This is a genomic window from Xinfangfangia pollutisoli, assembly GCF_020179405.1.
In the GTDB taxonomy this organism is placed as follows: Bacteria; Pseudomonadota; Alphaproteobacteria; order Rhodobacterales; family Rhodobacteraceae; genus Pseudogemmobacter; species Pseudogemmobacter pollutisoli.
Window position 1 is genome coordinate 14,637 of the sequence record NZ_JAICBZ010000013.1, and the last position, 19,361, is coordinate 33,997.

The following is a 19,361-nucleotide window of genomic DNA, read 5'->3' on the forward strand; positions in this document are numbered from 1 at the left end:
CCCGGTTCGGAACGGGGCCAGATCGGCGGGGAGGGCGGCTTAGATCGAGGCCCAGTCCCGGAAGATCGTGCCGCTGCCCTGTTGCTGGGGCGTGGCGGTGCCCGATTGGCTGGGCTGTTGCGCGGGGGTCTGCGTGCCGCCCTGTTGCTGCTGCGAGGGAATGGCCTTGGCCATGATGAACTCCGTGACTGCGCCTGTGGCGTCGTTTGCCTGTCCGGTCATTTGACCCCTTTGCATGGCAGGGACAAGCCAGGGACATGGCAAGACCAAGGCACAGGTCTTCACATGTGCGGCATTCGCAACAGTTTAGCGCAATCTTGCGGCGCTCTCAGGCGTCTTTGCTGGCCGGAAAGCCGATGTCGGCCAGCGCTTCCAGCATGCGGTCCAGATCGGGGCCGTCGACATGCACCTTGCGCGCCGGCAGGTCGACCTCGATCTTCGAGGCATGCGGCGCTAGGGCGGCCTCGACGCTGGCCTTGCAATGGCCGCAGCTCATGTCGGGAACTGAGAGGGTGATCATCTGGGTCTCCTTTCCCCAACGGGGACAGAAACCGATATGGCGCCGGCCCGGGGGCCAGCGCAAGGGGCAGCGGCGCCGCCAGGCTGCGGCAGGCCGTCCGCTTGACCCTTGGGCCGGGCGCGCCGATACCGGACCGCGGCCCCGGACCGGGCCCCAAGCTGGATGCGAGACGCCGATGGATGCCCCGACCCGCCCCGAAACCGCGCGCCTGAAGATCGAGGGCATGAGCTGTGCCTCTTGTGTCGGCCGGGTGGAGCGGACGCTGAAGGCGCTGCCGGGCGTGGCCGAGGCCAGCGCGAATTTCGGCACGGGCGAGGCGGTGGTGCGCTTTGCCGCGCCCGCGAGCCGGGCGCAGATGGCCGAGGCCCTGGCGCGCGCGGGCTATCCGCTGCATCCCGAGGTGGTGGATCTGTCGGTCGAGGGGATGACCTGCGCCTCCTGCACCGGGCGGGTCGAGCGGGTGCTGCGCGCCGATCCCGCCGTGGCCAGTGCCACCGCCAATCTGGCGCTGCGCCGCGCCCAGGTGACGCTGTGGGAGCCGGTCGACCCGGCACGGCTGGCCGCCGCCGTCACCCGCGCGGGCTTTGCCGCCACACCGCTGGCCGAGGCCAGGCCTGCCGACCCGGCGGCCGAGGAGCGCGCGCTGTGGCGCAAGGCGGGGCTGGCCAGCCTTCTGGCCGCGCCGGTCTTTGTGGTCGAGATGGGCGGGCACGCGGTTCCGGCCTTCCACCACTTCCTGCATGGGCTGATCGGGCAGCGCCCGCTTTGGCTGGCCGAATTCGTGCTGGCCACGCTGGCGCTGGCCGGGCCGGGGCGGGTCTTCTTTGCCAAGGGCCTGCCGGCGCTGCGCCGGCTGGCGCCCGACATGAATTCGCTGGTGGCGCTTGGCACATTCGCGGCCTGGGCCTTTTCCACGCTGGTCCTGTTCGCGCCGGGCCTGATCCCCGAAGCCGCGCGCGCGGTCTATTTCGAAGCCGCGGCGGTGATCGTGGCGCTGATCCTGCTGGGCCGCGCGATGGAGGCGCGAGCGCGCGGCCAGGCGGGGGCGGCCATCGCCCGGCTGGCCGGGCTGCAGCCCCGATCCGCCCGGCTTGAGGGCGGCACCGAACTGCCCATCGCCAGCCTGATGCCCGGCATGCGCATCCTGCTGCGCCCGGGCGAGCGGGTGCCGGCCGATGGCCGCGTGGTGGCGGGCGGCTCGGCCGTCGATGAATCCATGCTGACCGGAGAGCCCCTGCCGGTGCAGAAGGCCGAGGGCGACGCGGTCACCGGCGGCACGGTCAATGGCACGGGGGCGCTGGTGGTCGAGGTGACGGCAGTGGGCGGGGCCACGGTTCTGGCGCGGATCACCGCTTTGGTGGCCGAGGCGCAGGGCTCGAAACTGCCGGTTCAGGCGCTGGTCGACCGGGTGACGCTGTGGTTCGTGCCTGTGGTGATGGCGGTGGCGGGCCTGTCGGTGCTGGCCTGGCTGATCGCGACCGGCGATGTCGCGCGGGCGCTGGTGGCCGGCGTGTCGGTGCTGATCATCGCCTGTCCCTGCGCGATGGGGCTGGCGACGCCGGTCTCGATCCTGGTCGGCACCGGCCGCGCCGCCGAATTGGGGGTGCTGTTCCGCCGGGGTGAGGCCTTGCAGCGGCTGGCCGGGATCAAGCGGATCGGTTTCGACAAGACCGGCACGCTGACCGAGGGTCACCCGGCGGTGACGGGCTGTTTTGGCCCCGATTGGGTGGGGCCGATGGCGGCGGCGGTGGAACGGGACAGCGAGCATCCTTTGGCGACGGCGGTGCGCGCGGCCTGGCCCGGGGCGCCCGCCTCCAGCGATTTCATCGCCCGGCCCGGTCTGGGCGCCAGCGCCCTGGTCAATGGCGCGCGGATCGAACTGGGGGCGGCGCGGATGTTCGACAGCCTGCCGGCCGATCTGGTGGAACAGGCCGATGCGGCCTCGGCCAAGGGCGAAAGCGTGCTGTTCGTGGCCCGCGACGGGGCGGTGCAGGGGCTGATCACCGTGGCCGACCGGCCGCGCCCCAGTGCGGCGCGGGCGGTGGCGGCGCTGCGCGAGATGGGGGTGACGGCGGCGATCCTGTCGGGCGACAATCCGCGCGCGGCGGCGGCGGTGGCCGCGGGCCTCGGGATTGACGAGGTGCATGCCGGGCTGATGTCCGAGGAAAAGCTGCGGCTGATCCGCGATCACGGCGGTGCCTTCGTGGGCGACGGGATCAACGATGCCCCGGCGCTGGCGGCGGCCGAGGTGGGAATTGCCATGGGCACCGGCACGGATGTGGCGATCGAGGCGGGCGATGTGGTGCTGATGCGCGGCGATCCGCTGGCCGTGGCCACCGCGCTGCGCCTGTCGCGGGCGGTGCTGCGCAACATCGGCCAGAATCTGACCTGGGCCTTCGGCTACAACACGCTGCTGATCCCGGTCGCGGCGGGCGCGCTGGTGCCCTTCGGCGGCCCGCAACTGTCGCCGATGCTGGCTGCGGGCGCGATGGCGCTGTCTTCGGTGATGGTGCTGACCAATGCGCTGCGGCTGCGCCTGCTGCGCCCGGCGCGGTAGACCCGCGGCGCGCGCGTCGCGGGCTCGGGCGACCGGCTCAGGCGGCTTTCAGGATCCGCTCGGCTTCCACATTGTCACGGATCAGCTCGGCCAGGGTCATGCGGTCAAGCCGGTCATAGAAGGCGTCCAGCGCCTCGGTCAGCAGGCAGGTCAGCCGGCAGCAACCGTTCAGCGGGCAGGTCTTTTCGCCCTCGGCGAAGCATTCGGCAAAGGGCAGGACACGTTCGAAGGCGCGGAACACCTGGCCCACGGTGATCAACTCGGCCGCACGGCCCAGCCGCAGCCCGCCGGCGCGACCGCGGATCGTGTGCAGGAACTTCTTCTGCGCCAGAAGATGGATCACCTGCGCCAGATGGTTTTCCGACGCCGCATAGGTTTCGGCAATCTCGCTGCGGCGGACGATGCGGTCGGAATTCACCGCGCAGAACATCAGCGTCTTCATCGCAAGGCTGGTGCGGGTCGTCATGCGCATGGTCTGTCCCCTCGGGCTGAGTTTATCCTTCCTGGCCCGCGCGCGCGCATCGCGACTTGATATAGATCAGATGTCCCAAAATTTTCGCGATCTGCGCAGGTTTTGCCGGCTTTTCACCCGCTTTCGCACGAAGATCGTCATGGACTTGTGCCAGCATCCCCGTATGACTGCCGATGAATTGAGCATTTGCCCGAAGGCCGGGCGTAAATCGCGCGGCACCCCTGCCTGTGCTTGACCGTAAGACGGACAGGCGTAGGCTTCTGTTAACAACGATCCTTTGGCAGGAAGTTCCGTGACCGACCAGAGCCTGACCCCGAACGTGCTGAAAGCCGATGTGCTGCGGCACCTGACCTTCACTCTGGGCAAGGACGCACCGAATGCCAGCCTGTACGACTGGCGGATGGCGCTGTCCTATGCGGTGCGCGACCGGATCGTCGGGCCCTGGTTCACCTCGACCCGGCGGACCTGGGACGAGGACCGCAAGCGGGTATATTACCTGTCGATGGAGTTTCTGATCGGGCGGCTTTTGGAAGACGCCATGGTCAATCTGGGCCTGTATGAGGTCTGCGAGGAAACCATGGCCAGCTTCGGCCAGGACCTGCGCGAGATCATCCGGGACGAGCCGGATGCGGCGCTGGGGAATGGCGGGTTGGGGCGGCTGGCGGCCTGCTTCATGGAATCGATGGCGACGCTGGGCTGCCCGGCCTATGGCTACGGGATCCGCTATGAGCATGGGCTGTTTCGCCAGCGCTTCGAAGGCGGCCGCCAGGTCGAGACGCCGGAAGACTGGCTGAGCCAGGATCACGCCTGGGAATTCCCGCGCCCCGAAAGCGCCTATACGGTTGGATTCAAGGGCGAGGTGGTGCTGCGCGAGGGCCGTGAGGTCTGGGTCCCGGGCGAGACGGTGCTGGCCGAGGCGCATGATACGCCGGTGATCGGCTGGCAGGGCAAATGGGGCAATACGCTGCGGCTTTGGGCGGCGAAACCCACGACGCAATTCGACCTGAACCGCTTCAACCATGGCGACTATACCGCCGCGGCCGAGCCGGAAACGCTGGCCCGCACACTGAGCCGGGTTCTGTATCCCGATGACACCACCTATCAGGGCAAGGAATTGCGGCTGAAGCAGGAGTTTCTGCTGACCTCGGCCGCGCTGCAGGACATTCTGCGCCGCTATCTGGCCGCCCATCGCGACCTGAAGGCGCTGCCGAAATACGTGGCGATCCAGATGAACGACACCCATCCGGCGATTGCCGGGCCGGAGCTGATCCGGCTTTTGTCGGATGTGCATGGCATGGATTTCGCCGATGCGCTGGCCACGGCGCGGGCGTGCCTTGGCTATACGAACCACACGCTTCTGCCCGAGGCGCTGGAGAAATGGGCGACCTTCACCTTCGGCAATGTCCTGCCGCGGCATATGCAGATCGTCGAACGCATCGACAGCTGGCACAAGGGCACCTATCCCTCGCGCCCGCATTACGTGGGCATCGTCAAGCATCACGAGGTGCGGATGGGCGAATTGGCCTTCGTGATGGCGCAGAAGGTCAATGGCGTGTCGGCGCTGCATTCCGACTTGGTGAAAAGCTCGCTTTTCCCCGAGCTGAACGCGCTGCATCCGGGCCGGATCATCAATGAAACCAATGGCGTGACCCCGCGGCGCTGGCTGAAGATGTGCAACCGGCCGCTTTCGGCGCTGATCACCGAGACGATCGGGCCGGGCTGGGAAGACGATCTTGACCGGCTGAACGCGCTGGTGCCGCATGTCGAGGATGCGGGCTTTGCCGAAAGGTTCATGGCCGCCAAGCGGTTGAACAAGGTGCGGGTGTCGAACTGGATCGCGCGGGATTTCGGGCTGCAGGTTTCGCCCGATGCGCTGTTCGACGTGCAGATCAAGCGCATTCACGAATACAAGCGCCAGCTTCTGAACATTCTGGAATGCATCGCGCATTGGCACGAGATCAAGACCGGCAAGATCCGGAACCCGGTGCCAAGGGTGCGGATCTTTGGCGGCAAGGCCGCGCCGGGCTATGCGGTGGCCAAGGAAATCATCCGTCTGATCAACGACGTGGCGGTGGTGGTGAACAATGATCCCGAAACCGCCGAGCATCTGAAGATCCTCTTCGCGCCGAATTACAACGTCTCGATGGCCGAACGGCTGATCCCGGCGGCCGATCTGTCGGAACAGATCTCGACCGCCGGCAAGGAAGCCTCGGGCACCGGCAACATGAAGTTCATGATGAACGGCGCGCCGACCATCGGCACGCTGGACGGGGCGAATGTGGAAATCCTGCAGGAAGTGGGCGAAGAGAATTTCTTCCTGTTCGGCCTGACCGCCGAAGAGGTGAAAAAGCGCCGCGAGGTTCCCGAACATGAACGGCTGGCGATCGAGGCCAGCCAGTCCTTGCAGGACGTGTTGCAGATGATCGCCGAGGGCCGCTTCTCGCCCGATGAACCCGGGCGCTATCACGGCATCGTCCATGGCATGTGGCACCATGATTATTTCCTCGTCTCGGCGGATTTCGACGCCTACCATGCGGCGCAGGGCCGGGTGGACGAGGCCTATGCCGATGTGAAGCGCTGGGAGAAGATGGCGGCGATGAACACGGCACGCAGCGGGTTCTTCTCGTCCGACCGGACGATCCGGGGCTATATGAAAGACGTCTGGGATGTGACCCCGGCGCTCTGACACGGCCCAGATCTGGGAGGGGATGCGGATGGGCGCAGCTGCGCTGGAACCGGAGGCGGCACGGGCGATTGCCGAGGGACGGCATGGCGATCCTTTCGCCATTCTGGGCCCGCAGAAAGTGCCGGGCGGCTGGCGGGTGGCGGCCTTCGTGCCCGGCGCCGAACGATTGTTCGTGATCACCGGCCGGAAAGAGGCCGAGGCCGAGGCCGATCCGGGCGTGCCGGGCCTGTTCACCCATCTGATGCCGCGCAAGGCCGCCTATGCCCTCCGCGCGCAGGGGCATGGGGCCGAATGGCGGTTCGACGATCCGTTCCGCTTCGGCCCGGTTCTGGGCGAGATGGACGAATATCTGCTGGGCGAGGGCACGCATCGGCGTCTGTGGCAGGTGCTGGGCGCGCATTGCATCACCCATGAGGGCGTGGACGGCGTGCATTTCGCGGTCTGGGCGCCCAATGCCCAGCGGGTCTCGGTCGTGGGGGATTTCAACCTTTGGGACGGCCGCCGCCATCCGATGCGCCGGCGCGGCCCGACCGGCGTGTGGGAGATCTTCCTGCCCGGATTGGCCGAGGGCACGGTCTACAAATACGAAATCCGCGGGCCGGGCGGCGCGCTTCTGCCGTTGAAGGCCGATCCGGTGGGCTTCGGGTCCGAGCATCCGCCCGCCACGGCCAGCGTCGTGCGGCAGATCGGCGGCACGTTCGGCGATCAGGACTGGATGGCCGGCCGCGCGCAGCGCAATTCCCGCGAGGCGCCGATCTCGATCTACGAGGTGCATCTTGGGTCCTGGCGGCGGGCGCCGGGCGGGCGGATGCTGTCTTACCCCGAGTTTGCCGAACAACTGGTCGATTATGTCGCCGATATGGGCTTTACCCATATCGAATGCCTGCCGGTTTCCGAATACCCGTTCGATGGCAGCTGGGGTTACCAGCCAGTGGGCCTGTTCGCGCCGACGATCCGCCATGGCACGCCCAGCGAATTCCGCGCCTTCGTCGATGCGGCGCACAGGCGGGGGCTGGGGGTGATCCTGGACTGGGTGCCCGGGCATTTCCCCAGCGATGCCCATGGTCTGGCGCAGTTCGACGGCACCGCGCTTTATGAACATGCCGACCCGCGCGAAGGCTTTCATCAGGACTGGAACACCCTGATCTACAATTACGGCCGCAGCGAGGTAAAAAACTACCTCGTCTCCAACGCCTTGTATTGGCTGGAGGAATACCATGTCGACGGGCTGCGCGTCGATGCCGTGGCCTCGATGCTCTATCGCGATTACAGCCGCAAACCGGGCGAATGGATCCCGAACCGCGACGGCGGGCGCGAGAATTACGAGGCCATCGCCATGCTGCAGGCGATGAATGTCACCGCCTATGGCGAATGCCCCGGGGTGATGACGGTGGCCGAGGAAAGCACCGCCTTTCCCGGCGTGTCGCGGCCGGTGGACTGGGGCGGGTTGGGCTTTGGGTTCAAATGGAACATGGGCTGGATGAACGATGTCCTGTCCTATATGGCGCACGACCCGATCCACCGGAAATATCACCACAGCCAGATGACCTTCGGCCTGGTCTATGCCTGGTCGGAAAACTTCATCCTGCCGATCAGCCATGACGAGGTCGTGCATGGCAAGGGCTCGATGCTGGGCAAGATGCCCGGCGATGGTGAACAGAAGTTCGCAAACCTGCGCGCCTTTTACGGTTTCATGTGGTCGCATCCCGGCAAGAAGCTGCTGTTCATGGGCCAGGACTTCGCCCAGGGCGCCGAATGGAACCACAATCAAAGCCTGGACTGGCATCAGCTGGACCTGCCGCAGCATCGCGGCGTGCAGGCCCTGGTGCGCGATCTGAACCATCTCTACCGCGCGACGCCGGCGCTGCATGTCAATGACTGCCGGCCCGAGGGGTTCGACTGGATCGAGGCCGATGATGCCGAGGCCGGGGTCTTCGCCTATCTGCGCAAGGGCGGCGCGGCCGATCCGATGGTGGCGGTGGCGCTGAACATGACCCCGGTCGAGCGGCGCTATCGGCTGGGCCTGCCGGCGGAGGGGCGCTGGACCGAGATGCTGAACACCGATGCGGCATGTTACGGCGGCGGAAACCGTGGCAATCTGGGGGGGATATCCACCGAACCTGTTTCACATCAAGGACATGCGCAATCGGCCATTGTAACGCTGCCGCCGCTGTCGGCAGTCTGGTTCATGCAGGAGGAGGCGCCCGGCGCCGGTTCTGCAACGGGGAGGGGAAGATGAAGGCACGCGCGAATACCAGGTTGTCGTCCCAGGCCATGGCCTTCGTCCTGGCCGGCGGCCGCGGCAGCCGGTTGAAAGAGCTGACCGACCGGCGGGCGAAACCGGCGGTCTATTTCGGCGGCAAGACACGGATCATCGACTTCGCCCTGTCGAATGCGCTGAATTCCGGCATCCGCAAGATGGCGATCGCCACGCAATACAAGGCGCACAGCCTGATCCGCCATGTCCAGCGCGGCTGGAACTTCTTCCGCGCCGAGCGCAACGAATATCTGGACGTGCTGCCCGCCAGCCAGCGGATGGACGAGGTGAACTGGTATCGCGGAACGGCGGATGCAGTGGCGCAGAACATCGACATCATCGACAGTTACAACATCCTCTATGTGGTGATCCTGGCCGGGGATCACATCTACAAGATGGATTACGAGGTGATGCTGAAGCAGCATGTCGAGACCGGCGCCGATGTGACGATCGGCTGCCTGACCGTGCCGCGGGCCGAGGCCTCGGCCTTTGGGGTCATGGCGGTCGACAAGGATCTGCGCGTCACCGAGTTTCTGGAAAAGCCGAAGGATCCGCCGGGCATTCCGGGCGATCCGGGCAATGCGCTGGCCTCGATGGGGATCTATGTCTTCGACTGGGCCTTCCTGCGCGATCTATTGTTGCGCGACATGGTGGATGGCAATTCCAGCCATGATTTCGGCAATGACCTGATCCCGATGATCGTGAAGCAGGGCAAGGCCATGGCGCATCGCTTTGCCGACAGTTGCGTGACCTCGGGGCTGGAGGACGAGCCCTATTGGCGCGATGTGGGCACGATCGACGCCTTCTGGCAGGCCAATATCGACCTGACCGATTTCGTGCCGAAGCTGGATCTTTACGACAATTCCTGGCCGATCTGGACCTATTCCGAACTGGTCCCGCCGGCGAAGTTCATCCATGACGAAGATGGCCGGCGCGGCTCGGCGATTTCCTCGCTTGTGGCGGGCGATTGCATCGTCTCGGGCACGGAAGTGCGCAATTCGCTGCTGTTCACCGGGGTGCGGACCCACAGTTTCTCTAGCCTCGAACATGTGGTGGTGCTGCCGCGGGTGGTGGTCAATCGCAAGGCGGAATTAAGGAATTGCGTGATCGACTCGGGCGTGACGATTCCCGAAGGGCTGGTCGTCGGCGAAGACCCGGAGGAAGATGCGAAATGGTTCCGGCGGACCGAAAGCGGCATCGTGCTGATCACCCAGGCGATGCTGGATTCACGGGCGAAGGCGCGGGCGTGACGATGGCCGGGCGCGGGCCGCGCCCCCGGAGTGTTTTGGGACGGATGAAGATCGGAAAGGGGCGGGGATGAGCGGACGGGTCTTGTCTGTGGCCTCGGAATGCGTGCCGCTGGTGAAAACGGGCGGGCTGGCCGATGTGGTGGGCGCGCTGCCGGCGGCGCTGGCGCCTTTGGGCTGGGACATGCGCGTGCTGATCCCGGCCTATCGGGCGCTGCGCCCGCTGATCGAGGGCTGGTCCGAGGTCTGGTGGGAAGAGGATCTTTGGGGCGGCGAGGGGCGGGTTTACCTGGGCGAGATCGCCGGGCTGCAGATCCTGGCCCTGGATGCGCCGCATCTTTATGACCGGGCAGGCGGGCCCTATGCCGGGGCGGGCGGCGACTGGCCCGACAATCCGCAGCGCTTTGCAGCACTCAGCTGGATCGCGGCACGCTTCGCGCGCGAGGGGGTCGAAGGCTGGCTGCCCGATATCGTGCATGCGCATGACTGGCAGGCGGGTCTGGCGCCGGCCTATATGGCCTATCATGGCGGCGGCACGGCGGGCTCGGTCATGACGGTGCATAACATCGCCTTCCAGGGCTGGGCGCCCGCGACGCTTCTGACCGACCTGCGCCTGCCGGGCAGCGCCTTCAACTCGCATGCTTTGGAGTATTACGGCGGGATTTCGGCGCTGAAGGCGGGGCTCGTCACCGCCGACCGGATCACCACCGTCTCGCCCACCTATGCGGCCGAACTGATGCGGCCGGAATTCGGCATGGGGCTGCAAGGCGTGATCGTCGAGCGGGCCTCGGTGGTGGAAGGCATCCTGAACGGCGTCGATACCGCGGTCTGGTCGCCCGAGGCCGAGCCCGCGCATGCCTATTCGGCCAAGGCGCCTGCGGGCAAACTGGCGGCGCGGGCCGCCCTTTGCGCCGAATTCGGCGTCGATGTGCCGGGCCCGCTGGCGATCGTGGTCAGCCGGTTGACCGATCAGAAGGGCATCGATCTTCTGCCCGAGGCGCTGCCCGAATTCATTGCGGCCGGCGGCGGGGTGATCGTGCTGGGCACCGGCCATGCCGAGCTGGAAGGCGCGATGCAAAGCCTGGCGCATCGCTTCCCCGGCCGGGTCGCGGTGAAGATCGGCTATGACGAGGGGCTGAGCCATCGGCTGTTTCAGGGCGGCGATGCGGTTCTGGTGCCCTCGCGCTTTGAACCCTGCGGGCTGACGCAGATGTATGGGCTGCGCTATGGCACGATCCCGGTCGTGGCCGCGGTGGGGGGGCTGGCCGATACGGTGATCAACGCCTCACCCGCGGCGCTGGCGCGCGGGGCGGCGACGGGGGTGACCTTCGCGCCCACCGATGCGCTGGCTTTGTCGCAAGCCCTGCGCCGGCTGGTCGCGCTGCATGCCGACCGCAAGACCTGGGCGAAGCTGGTGAAGAACGCCATGACCCAGCCGGTCGGCTGGGAGACCTCGGCCCAGGCCTATGCGGCGCTGTACGAAGGCCTGACCGCGTGAGCCGCCCGCCCGAGCTTGCCTTGGGCTCGCACAGCCTTAGCCCGGGGCGGCCCTGGCCGATGGGGGCCAGCCTGACCGGCCATGGGGTGAATTTCGCCGTCTTCTCGGCCCATGCCGAGAAGATCGAACTGTGCCTGTTCAGCTCGGACGGCCGGCGCGAGCGGTTTCGCGTGCCGCTGCGCGACCGGGACGGCGATATCTGGCATGTCCATGTCGGCGGTCTGTCGGCGGGCGCGGTCTATGGCTACCGCGTCCATGGCCCCTATGCGCCCGAGCGCGGCCACAGGTTCAACCCCAACAAGCTGCTTCTCGATCCCTATGCCCGCGCGCTGGAGGGGCGGCTGAAATGGTCGGATGCGCTGATGGGCTATCGGATCGGCGCCACCAAGGGCGATCTGTCCTTCGACAGCCGCGACAGCGCCTTCGCGGTGCCGAAGGCGGTGGTCGTCGATCCGGCCTTTTCCTGGGGCAATGACCAGCCGCCGCAGCGGCTGCGCGCCGATACGGTGATCTATGAGGCGCATGTGCGCGGCCTGACGATCAGCCATCCGGGCGTGCCCCGCGCCCAGCGCGGCACCGTGCAGGGCCTGGCCTCGGACGCGATGATCGACCATTTCCTGCGCCTGGGCGTGACGGCGGTGGAACTGCTGCCGATCCATGCCTTCGTCGACGAACGTTTCGTGGTGCAGAAGGGCCTGACGAATTACTGGGGCTACAACACGCTTGGCTTTTTCGCGCCCGAGCCGCGCTATCTGGGCCGCGGCGGATTGCGCGATCTGCAGACCATGGTGCGGCGGCTGCATTCGGCCGGGATCGAGGTGATCCTGGATGTGGTCTACAACCATTCGGCCGAGGGCGATCAATGGGGCCCGACCCTGTCGTTTCGCGGCCTCGACAATGCCAGCTACTACCGGCTGTCCGAGGGCGGGCGGGCCTATGTGAACGACACCGGCACCGGCAACACGCTGAACCTGGCCCATCCGATGGTGTTGCGGATGGTGATGGATTCGCTGCGCTACTGGGTGGAGTGCTGCCATATCGACGGGTTCCGTTTCGATCTGGGCACGGTTCTGGGGCGCGAGGCGCAGGGCTTTGACCGCGATGGCGGGTTCTTCGATGCGATCCGGCAGGATCCGGTGCTGGCCCAGGTGAAGCTGATCGCCGAGCCCTGGGATATCGGGCCGGGCGGCTATCAGCTGGGCGGCTTTCCGCATCCGTTCGTCGAATGGAATGACAGGTTCCGCGACGGGGTGCGGCGGTTCTGGCGCGGCGATGCCGGGCTGACCGCCGATCTGGCGGCGCGGCTGACCGGCAGTGCCGAACGGTTCGACCATTCGGGCCGGGCGGCGACCTCGTCGGTGAATTTCATCACCGCGCATGACGGGTTCACGCTGGAGGATCTGGTCAGCTATACGGTCAAGCGGAACTGGGCCAATGGCGAAGACAATCGCGACGGGCATTCGGAAAACCATTCCGACAATCTGGGGGTCGAGGGCCCCTCGACCGACCCTGCGATCCTGGCCGCACGGGCGCTGCGCAAGCGCAACCTCTTGGCGACGCTGTTCCTGTCGCAGGGCGTGCCGATGATTCTGGCCGGGGATGAGCTGGGCCACAGCCAGGGCGGCAACAACAACGCCTATTGCCAGGACAATGCGATCAGCTGGCTGAACTGGGATCCGGCCGGGCCCGCGGGCGATCCGGCGCTGGCGGGCTTCATCGGCCGGCTGGCGCGGCTGCGCCGGCAGAACCCGATCCTGCGCCAGCGCCGCTTCCTGCATGCCGGGTTGCGCGCCGCCGACGGGCTGCGCGATGTGATCTGGCATCGGCCCGACGGGGCGGAACCGTCGCCGCAGGATTGGCACGATCCGGCCTTCCGCTGCCTGTGCGTGGAATTGCGCCTGGCGGCCGAGGCCGGGCAATCGGGGCGCGAGGCGCTGTTTGCAGTGTTCAACCGGGGGCCTGCCGTGGCATTGACCCTGCCAGACACGGCGCCCGACTGGCAGCTGATCCTGGATACGACCCGCCCGGACTTGACCGAGGGCGCGGCGCTGCAACAGGCTCCGGCGCAATCGGTCCTGCTGTTCAGGGCGGTGGACGAAGCGGAAAAGGAAGACAGAAGATGATCACCACGGTCGCAACCAGCCCGATCGCCGGGCAGAAGCCCGGCACCAGCGGGCTGCGCAAGAAGACCCCGGTCTTCATGGGCCGGCATTACCTGGAGAATTTCGTCCAGTCGGTCTTCGATGTGGTGGGCTGCACCGATGCGCAGGGCCGCGGCAAGACCTTCGTTCTGGGCGGCGACGGGCGCTATTTCAACGACCGCGCGGCGCAGGTGATTCTGCGCATGGCGGCGGGCAACGGGGTGGCGCGGGTGATCGTGGGGCAGGGCGCGATCCTGTCGACCCCGGCGGCCAGCCATCTGATCCGGCTGAACAAAACTGATGGCGGCATCATCATGTCGGCCAGCCACAATCCCGGCGGGCCCGATGAGGATTTCGGGGTCAAGTTCAACATGCCGAATGGCGGCCCCGCGCCCGAGGCGGTGACCGAGGCGATCTACCGGCGCACGACCGAGATCACCGAATATCGTCTGGTCGAGGCGCAGGATGTCGATCTGGCGCGGGTCGGGCGGCAGATGCTGGGGCAGATGATCGTCGATGTGGTCGATCCGGTCGCCGATTATGCCGCGCTGATGGAAAGCCTTTTCGATTTCCCGGCGCTGCGGGCGCTGTTTGCCGGCGGCTTCCGCATGCGGATGGATTCGATGTGCGCGGTGACCGGCCCCTATGCGGTCGAGATCCTGGAAAGGCGGCTGGGGGCGGCGCCGGGCACGGTGGTGAACGGCACGCCCCTGCCGGATTTCGGCGGCCTGCATCCCGACCCGAACCCGACCTGGGCCAAGGCGCTGATGGACGAGATGTTCGGGCCCGATGCGCCCGATTTCGGCGCCGCCTCGGATGGCGATGGCGACCGCAACATGGTGGTGGGGCGCGGCATCTATGTCTCGCCGTCGGATTCGCTGGCGGTTCTGGCCGCCAATGCCCATCTGGCGCCGGGCTATGCGGCGGGGCTGAAGGGGGTGGCACGGTCGATGCCCACCTCGGCCGCGGCCGACCGGGTGGCGGCGGCGCTGGGGATTGAGGCGTTCGAAACGCCGACCGGCTGGAAGTTCTTCGGCAATCTTCTGGATGCGGGCAAGGCCACGCTCTGCGGCGAGGAATCCTTCGGCACCGGCTCGGACCATGTGCGCGAGAAGGACGGGCTTTGGGCGGTGCTGCTGTGGCTGAACATCCTGGCGGTGCGGCGCGAAAGCGTGGCGCAGATCCTGGAAGGGCATTGGGCCCGGTTCGGCCGCAACTATTACAGCCGCCACGATTTCGAGGCGATCCCGACCGACAAGGCCGATGCGATGATGGCCGCCCTGCGCGGCAAGCTGGCGGGCCTGCCGGGCAGCACGCTGGGCGGGCTGACGGTCGAGGCGGCCGATGATTTCGCCTATACCGATCCGGTCGACGGCTCGGTCTCGGCGAAACAGGGGGTGCGGGTGATCTTCGCGGGCGGCGCGCGCGCGGTGTTCCGCCTGTCGGGCACCGGCACCGAAGGCGCGACGCTGCGGCTGTATCTGGAACGCTATGTGCCTGGCCCCGAGGGGCTGGCCGAGGATCCGCAGCAGGCCCTGCAGCCGATCATTGCCGCAGCGCATGCCGTGGCGGGGATCGAGGCCTTCACCGGCCGCAGCGCCCCCGACGTGATCACCTGATCGCCCGGCGCGCGGGGGGCAGGCCCCTCTGCGCGCCCTTCGGCCGCGAGGGCGGAGATTTCAGGCCTTCAGGAGTCGAATCCGGCGGGTCACCCCGGCGCGGGATATGGTTTTCTTGCGCAAAACCAGGGGGGTGGGCATGGATCAGCAGCGGCGCAGCGGGCGGCAGGCACGGACGGCGGAACGCAGCCGGAAAGGCGCGGGCGCGGGGCTGGGCCGGCCCTATATCATCCGCAACGTGCCGACCTATGACGTTCTTTCCGAAGAGAATCTGCTGAAGATCGAAGCGGCGGCCGACCGGATCCTGGCCGAGACCGGGATCGAGTTTCGCGACGATCCGGTGGCGCTGGATCTGTGGAAGCGGGCCGGGGCGCAGGTCGATGGGCTGCGGGTGCGCTTTGCGCCGGGCATGCTGCGCGAGATCCTGCGCGATGCGCCCCCGGAATTCACCCAGCACGCCCGCAACCCGGCGAAATCGGTGCGGATCGGCGGGCGGAATGTGGTGTTCGCTCCGGCCTATGGCAGCCCCTTCGTCATGGATCTGGACCGCGGCCGCCGCTTTGGCACGCTGGAGGATTTCCGCAATTTCATCCGCCTGGCCCAGTCCAGCCCCAGCCTGCACCATTCCGGCGGCACGATCTGCGAGCCGACCGATGTGCCGGTGAACAAGCGCCATCTCGACATGGTGATGTCGCATATCGAATTGTCGGACCGGCCCTTCATGGGCTCGGTCACCGCCGAAGAGCGCAGCGAAGACAGTATCGAGATGTGCCGGATCCTGTTCGGCCGCGATTTCGTCGATGCGAATTGCGTGATCCTGGGCAATGTGAACGTGAATTCGCCTTTGGTCTGGGACGGCACGATGACGCGCAGCTTGCGCGCCTATGCGCGGGCGGGTCAGGCCGCGGTCGTGGTGCCCTTCATCCTGGGCGGCGCGATGGGGCCGGTGACCAATGCCGGCGGCATCGCGCAAAGCCTGGCCGAGACCATGGCGGGCTGCGCGCTGACCCAGCTGGAGCGCAAGGGCGCGCCGGTGATCTTCGGCAATTTCCTGTCCTCGATGAGCTTGCGTTCGGGCAGCCCCACCTTCGGCACGCCCGAACCGGCGATCGGCAGCATGGTGGTCGGGCAACTGGCACGGCGGCTGAACCTGCCCCTGCGCTGTTCGGGCAATTTCACCACCTCGAAACTGCCCGATGCCCAGGCGATGACCGAGGGCACGATGTCGATGCTGGCGGCGGTGCAATGCGGGGCGAATTTCATCCTGCATGCGGCGGGGTTCCTGGATGGGCTTCTGTCGATGTCCTATGAGAAATTCATGCTGGACGACGATCTGTGCGGGGCGCTGCATTCCTATCTGGACGGGGTGAAGATCGACGACGACCAGCTGGCGGTCGAGGCTTTCGCCGAAGTGGGCCCGGGCAATCACTTTTTCGGCTGCAGCCACACGATGGCGCATTACGAAAGCGCCTTCTGGGATTCCGGCCTGGCCGACAATGAGCCGTTCGAGAAATGGGAGGCAGCCGGGTCGCAGGATGCGGCGACGCGCGCGAATGCAGCCTGGAAAGCCCGGTTGCGCGATTATGAGCCGCCGGCGCTGGACGCAGGCATTGCCGACGGCCTGGCCGAGTTTGTCGGGCGCCGCAAGGCCGAGATGGCGGATGCCTGGTATTAGGCGGCGCCGGCCGGCCGCGGGGTGTCAGGTCCTGAGGCCGGTCTCTTCCAGCAGGCCCAGCCGCTTGGCCTCGTAATAATAGCCCTTGGCATACCACATCTCGGCCCTGTCCTGGTTGCCGCGCGACACAAGCCAGGCGCCGCGCAGATATTTGCCGGCGTAAAGCAGGTTGGTTTCGGCATCCAGCAGCCCCTCGGGCGCGCCCCGGTAGCCCATGGTCTGGGCAGTGCGCGGGTGGATCTGCAACAGCCCGTAATAGGGCCCGTTCCGCGCCGCCGGATTATAGCCGCTTTCGCGCCGGATCATCCGGTGCAGCAGGCTTTCGGGAATGTCATGGACGCCGGCATATTTGCGGATCAGCGCCCGCATCTCGGGCGTCTCGCCGGCATGCAGCCCCGAAGGCGACGAGGCGTCCGATCGCGAGGCGCGCGCCCCGCAGGCCGCAAGACACAAGGGCAGGGCGGCAAGAACAAGTCCACGGCGGGTCAGGGTCATGGGCAGGGCTCGGCGAAAAGGGGCGGTGTCGCAGCCATAGGCTGCGCCGCGCGCGCGGGCAAGCGGTCTGCGCGGGGCCGGGCGGAAGCCGGCCGATCCGACCTGCCACTTTCGTCCACTTCTCAGCCGGGCGGGGCCGCGCTACTGTGGCGGCGCGTTTCCCGCCCGCATCCTTGCCAGCCTTCCCTTGCCAGCCTTCCCTTGCCAGCCTTCCCTTGCCAGCCTCAGGCCCGCCATGCCGACCGACCCGATCCCGCATCCTCCGTTCCGCTCGGCTTTGATCGTCGACGATCATCCGCTGTATTGCGATGCGCTGGCGATGACGCTGCGCGCCATCGCCGGGATCGAGGCGGTGGAAACAGCCGACCGGCTGGATGCGGCGCTGGCGCGGCTGGATGCGGCGGCGGCGCCCGATCTGATCGTGCTGGATCTGAACCTGCCCGATGTCGACGGGCTGGACGGGCTTTTGCGGCTGCGCCAGGCGGCGGGTGCGGTGCCGGTGCTGGTCGTGTCGTCTCTGGCCGAGAACCGGGTGATCCGCGGCTGCCTGTCGGCGGGGGCGGCGGGCTTCGTGCCGAAACATGCCAAGCGCGAGGTGTTTCGTGCCGCGATCGACCGGATCGCCGCGGGCGAGCGCTATCTGCCCGAAGGCTATGACGGCGGGGCCGAGGCGCGGCCGGGCGCGCGGGACGAGGCGATCGGGCGTCTGGCCTTGCTGACCCGGCAGCAGGCGCGGATCCTGGAACTGATCTGCGAGGGGATGCTGAACAAGCAGATCGCCTGGGAATTGTCGATTGCCGAGACCACGGTGAAGGCGCATGTCACGGCAATCATGCGCAAACTTGGGGTGCAAAGCCGCACGCAGGCGGTTCTTCTTGCGCGCGAGACGCATTTCGCCAGTCTGATGCCCGAGGGCGGCTGAGGCCTCGGCCGCCGCAGGGGCGGGGCTGCGGGGATCGACGCGAGGGGAGGCGCGGGCGATGAAGATGACAAGCGAGGCGGCGATACCCGGGGCGATGGCGCTGCCGCCGGTGCCCGAGGCGATCATGCCGCGGGCGCAGTGTTCCGCGCAGGCGCCCGATGCGGCGCGGCAGCTGGCGCAGGCGCTGGGGCCGGGGCCTTTTGCCGCGGTGATCCTGTTCGTCTCGCCCCTGGCCGATCTTCCGGCCCTGGCGCGCAGCCTGCCGGCGGCGTTCGGTGCCACGCGGGTTCTGGGCTGCACCACCGCGGGCGAGATCGGTGCCGAAGGCTATGCCGAGGGCGAAATTGTCGCGATCGGCCTGCCCGCGCCGTGGTTCGCCGTCGAAAGCCTGCCGGTCGATCTGGCGCGGATCGAGGCCGAGGCGCTGATCGGACGGATGATCCGCGCCCGGGCCGCACTGGCCGATGCCCATCCGGGCTGGGACAGCGAGTTCGCCTTCCTGATGGTCGACGGCCTGTCGGTGCGCGAGGATGAACTGACCGCGGCGCTTGGCCCCGGGCTGGGGCCGATGCCGCTGTTCGGCGGCTCGGCCGGGGATGGCACGCGGTTCGGCGAAACGTTCGTCCTGTCCGACGGCGCGTTCCGCCGCGGCCATGCGGTGCTGACGCTGGTGCGCAGCCTCTGCCGGGTGCGGGTGTTCAGCTTCGACCATCTGATCCCCAGCGAAAGGCGCATGGTGGTGACCGAGGCCGACCCGGCCCGGCGCATCGTGCGGCAGATCAATGCCGAACCCGCGGCGCGCGAATATGCGCGGCTGCTGGGCAAGGATCCGGGTCAGCTGACCAGCTTCACCTTCGCGGCCCATCCGGTCGTGGTGCGGGTGGGCGGCAAGCATCATGTCCGCGCCATCCAGCAGGTGGCGCCGAATGGCGATCTGGTGTTCTTCTCGGCCATCGACGAGGGGCTGGTGCTGACGCTGGCCGAGCCGCAGGACATGGCGCTGCATCTGGACGCGGCGCTGAAATCCCTGTCGGATGCCGGCCCGCCCGCCGCCATTCTGGCCTGCGACTGCATCCTGCGGCGGATGGAGGCGCAGGAAAAGCAGCGCTATGGTGCGGTCTCGGCCCTGCTGCGGCACTATGGCGTGGCGGGGTTTTCGACCTATGGCGAGCAGGTGAATTCGATGCATGTCAACCAGACCATGACCGGCGTCGCGATCTATCCGCCCGAGGTCTCGGCCCAGCCGCCGGGCGCCGAGCAGGGCTGAGCGCG

At 67.4% G+C, this 19,361-nt stretch carries 14 protein-coding genes; 10 read left to right on the forward strand and 4 right to left on the reverse strand.

Annotation, left to right across the window (positions count from 1 at the left end; genetic code table 11):
• Positions 1 to 39: 39 nt before the first annotated feature.
• Complete coding sequence (locus tag K1Y73_RS22000; protein ID WP_263626539.1) at positions 40 to 174, reverse strand: hypothetical protein; 135 nt, start codon at positions 172 to 174, stop codon at positions 40 to 42.
• Between the two features lie 154 nt (positions 175 to 328).
• Positions 329 to 520 carry a heavy-metal-associated domain-containing protein gene (locus K1Y73_RS06525; protein ID WP_263626540.1) on the reverse strand — a complete coding sequence of 64 codons (192 nt, stop codon included), beginning with the start codon at positions 518 to 520 and terminating at the stop codon, positions 329 to 331.
• Positions 521 to 695: 175 nt separating this feature from the next.
• On the opposite strand from K1Y73_RS06525, the gene K1Y73_RS06530 reads away from it, so the two are divergent.
• A complete protein-coding gene (locus tag K1Y73_RS06530) occupies positions 696 to 3,077 on the forward strand; it encodes a heavy metal translocating P-type ATPase (RefSeq protein WP_225027328.1) in 2,382 nt (793 codons plus the stop codon).
• A 37-nt stretch (positions 3,078 to 3,114) separates the two neighbouring features.
• Here K1Y73_RS06530 and K1Y73_RS06535 read toward each other — a convergent pair whose 3' ends face one another.
• Entirely contained in the window at positions 3,115 to 3,549 is a 435-nt protein-coding gene (locus K1Y73_RS06535) for an RrF2 family transcriptional regulator (protein WP_225027331.1), read from the reverse strand.
• Between the two features lie 292 nt (positions 3,550 to 3,841).
• Between K1Y73_RS06535 and K1Y73_RS06540 the strand changes: the two genes are divergently transcribed.
• From K1Y73_RS06540 to K1Y73_RS06570, 7 genes are all read left to right on the forward strand, one after another.
• A complete protein-coding gene (locus tag K1Y73_RS06540; protein ID WP_225027332.1) occupies positions 3,842 to 6,235 on the forward strand; it encodes a glycogen/starch/alpha-glucan phosphorylase in 2,394 nt (797 codons plus the stop codon).
• A gap of 28 nt (positions 6,236 to 6,263) precedes the next feature.
• On the forward strand, positions 6,264 to 8,474 hold the full coding sequence (glgB, locus tag K1Y73_RS06545; RefSeq protein WP_225027334.1) for a 1,4-alpha-glucan branching protein GlgB: 2,211 nt from the start codon (positions 6,264 to 6,266) through the stop codon (positions 8,472 to 8,474).
• Positions 8,471 to 9,742: a glucose-1-phosphate adenylyltransferase gene (gene glgC / locus K1Y73_RS06550; protein WP_225027336.1), complete on the forward strand. Its 1,272-nt coding sequence runs from the start codon at positions 8,471 to 8,473 to the stop codon at positions 9,740 to 9,742. The genes glgB and glgC overlap by 4 nt, the downstream gene beginning before the upstream one ends.
• 67 nt (positions 9,743 to 9,809) lie before the next feature.
• On the forward strand, positions 9,810 to 11,237 hold the full coding sequence (glgA, locus tag K1Y73_RS06555) for a glycogen synthase GlgA (RefSeq protein ID WP_225027338.1): 1,428 nt from the start codon (positions 9,810 to 9,812) through the stop codon (positions 11,235 to 11,237).
• The gene (gene glgX, locus K1Y73_RS06560) at positions 11,234 to 13,360 is read left to right on the forward strand and encodes a glycogen debranching protein GlgX (protein WP_318248220.1); all 2,127 of its coding nucleotides are present in this window, start codon (positions 11,234 to 11,236) and stop codon (positions 13,358 to 13,360) included. Before glgA ends, glgX begins: the two co-directional genes overlap by 4 nt.
• Positions 13,357 to 14,997 carry an alpha-D-glucose phosphate-specific phosphoglucomutase gene (locus K1Y73_RS06565; RefSeq protein WP_225027339.1) on the forward strand — a complete coding sequence of 547 codons (1,641 nt, stop codon included), beginning with the start codon at positions 13,357 to 13,359 and terminating at the stop codon, positions 14,995 to 14,997. The genes glgX and K1Y73_RS06565 overlap by 4 nt, the downstream gene beginning before the upstream one ends.
• Positions 14,998 to 15,136: 139 nt before the next feature.
• Positions 15,137 to 16,672 (forward strand): trimethylamine methyltransferase family protein, encoded by a 1,536-nt coding sequence (locus K1Y73_RS06570; protein ID WP_225027341.1) that lies wholly within the window; start codon positions 15,137 to 15,139, stop codon positions 16,670 to 16,672.
• A gap of 24 nt (positions 16,673 to 16,696) precedes the next feature.
• Here the strand turns inward: K1Y73_RS06570 and K1Y73_RS06575 are convergent, their stop codons facing one another.
• A complete protein-coding gene (locus K1Y73_RS06575; protein ID WP_225027343.1) occupies positions 16,697 to 17,167 on the reverse strand; it encodes a lytic transglycosylase domain-containing protein in 471 nt (156 codons plus the stop codon).
• 235 nt (positions 17,168 to 17,402) lie between these two features.
• Here K1Y73_RS06575 and K1Y73_RS06580 point away from each other — a divergent pair, with 235 nt between their 5' ends.
• A complete protein-coding gene (locus K1Y73_RS06580; RefSeq protein WP_225027345.1) occupies positions 17,403 to 18,089 on the forward strand; it encodes a response regulator in 687 nt (228 codons plus the stop codon).
• A gap of 94 nt (positions 18,090 to 18,183) precedes the next feature.
• Entirely contained in the window at positions 18,184 to 19,356 is a 1,173-nt protein-coding gene (locus tag K1Y73_RS06585; RefSeq protein WP_404819065.1) for an FIST N-terminal domain-containing protein, read from the forward strand.
• Positions 19,357 to 19,361: the final 5 nt, after the last annotated feature.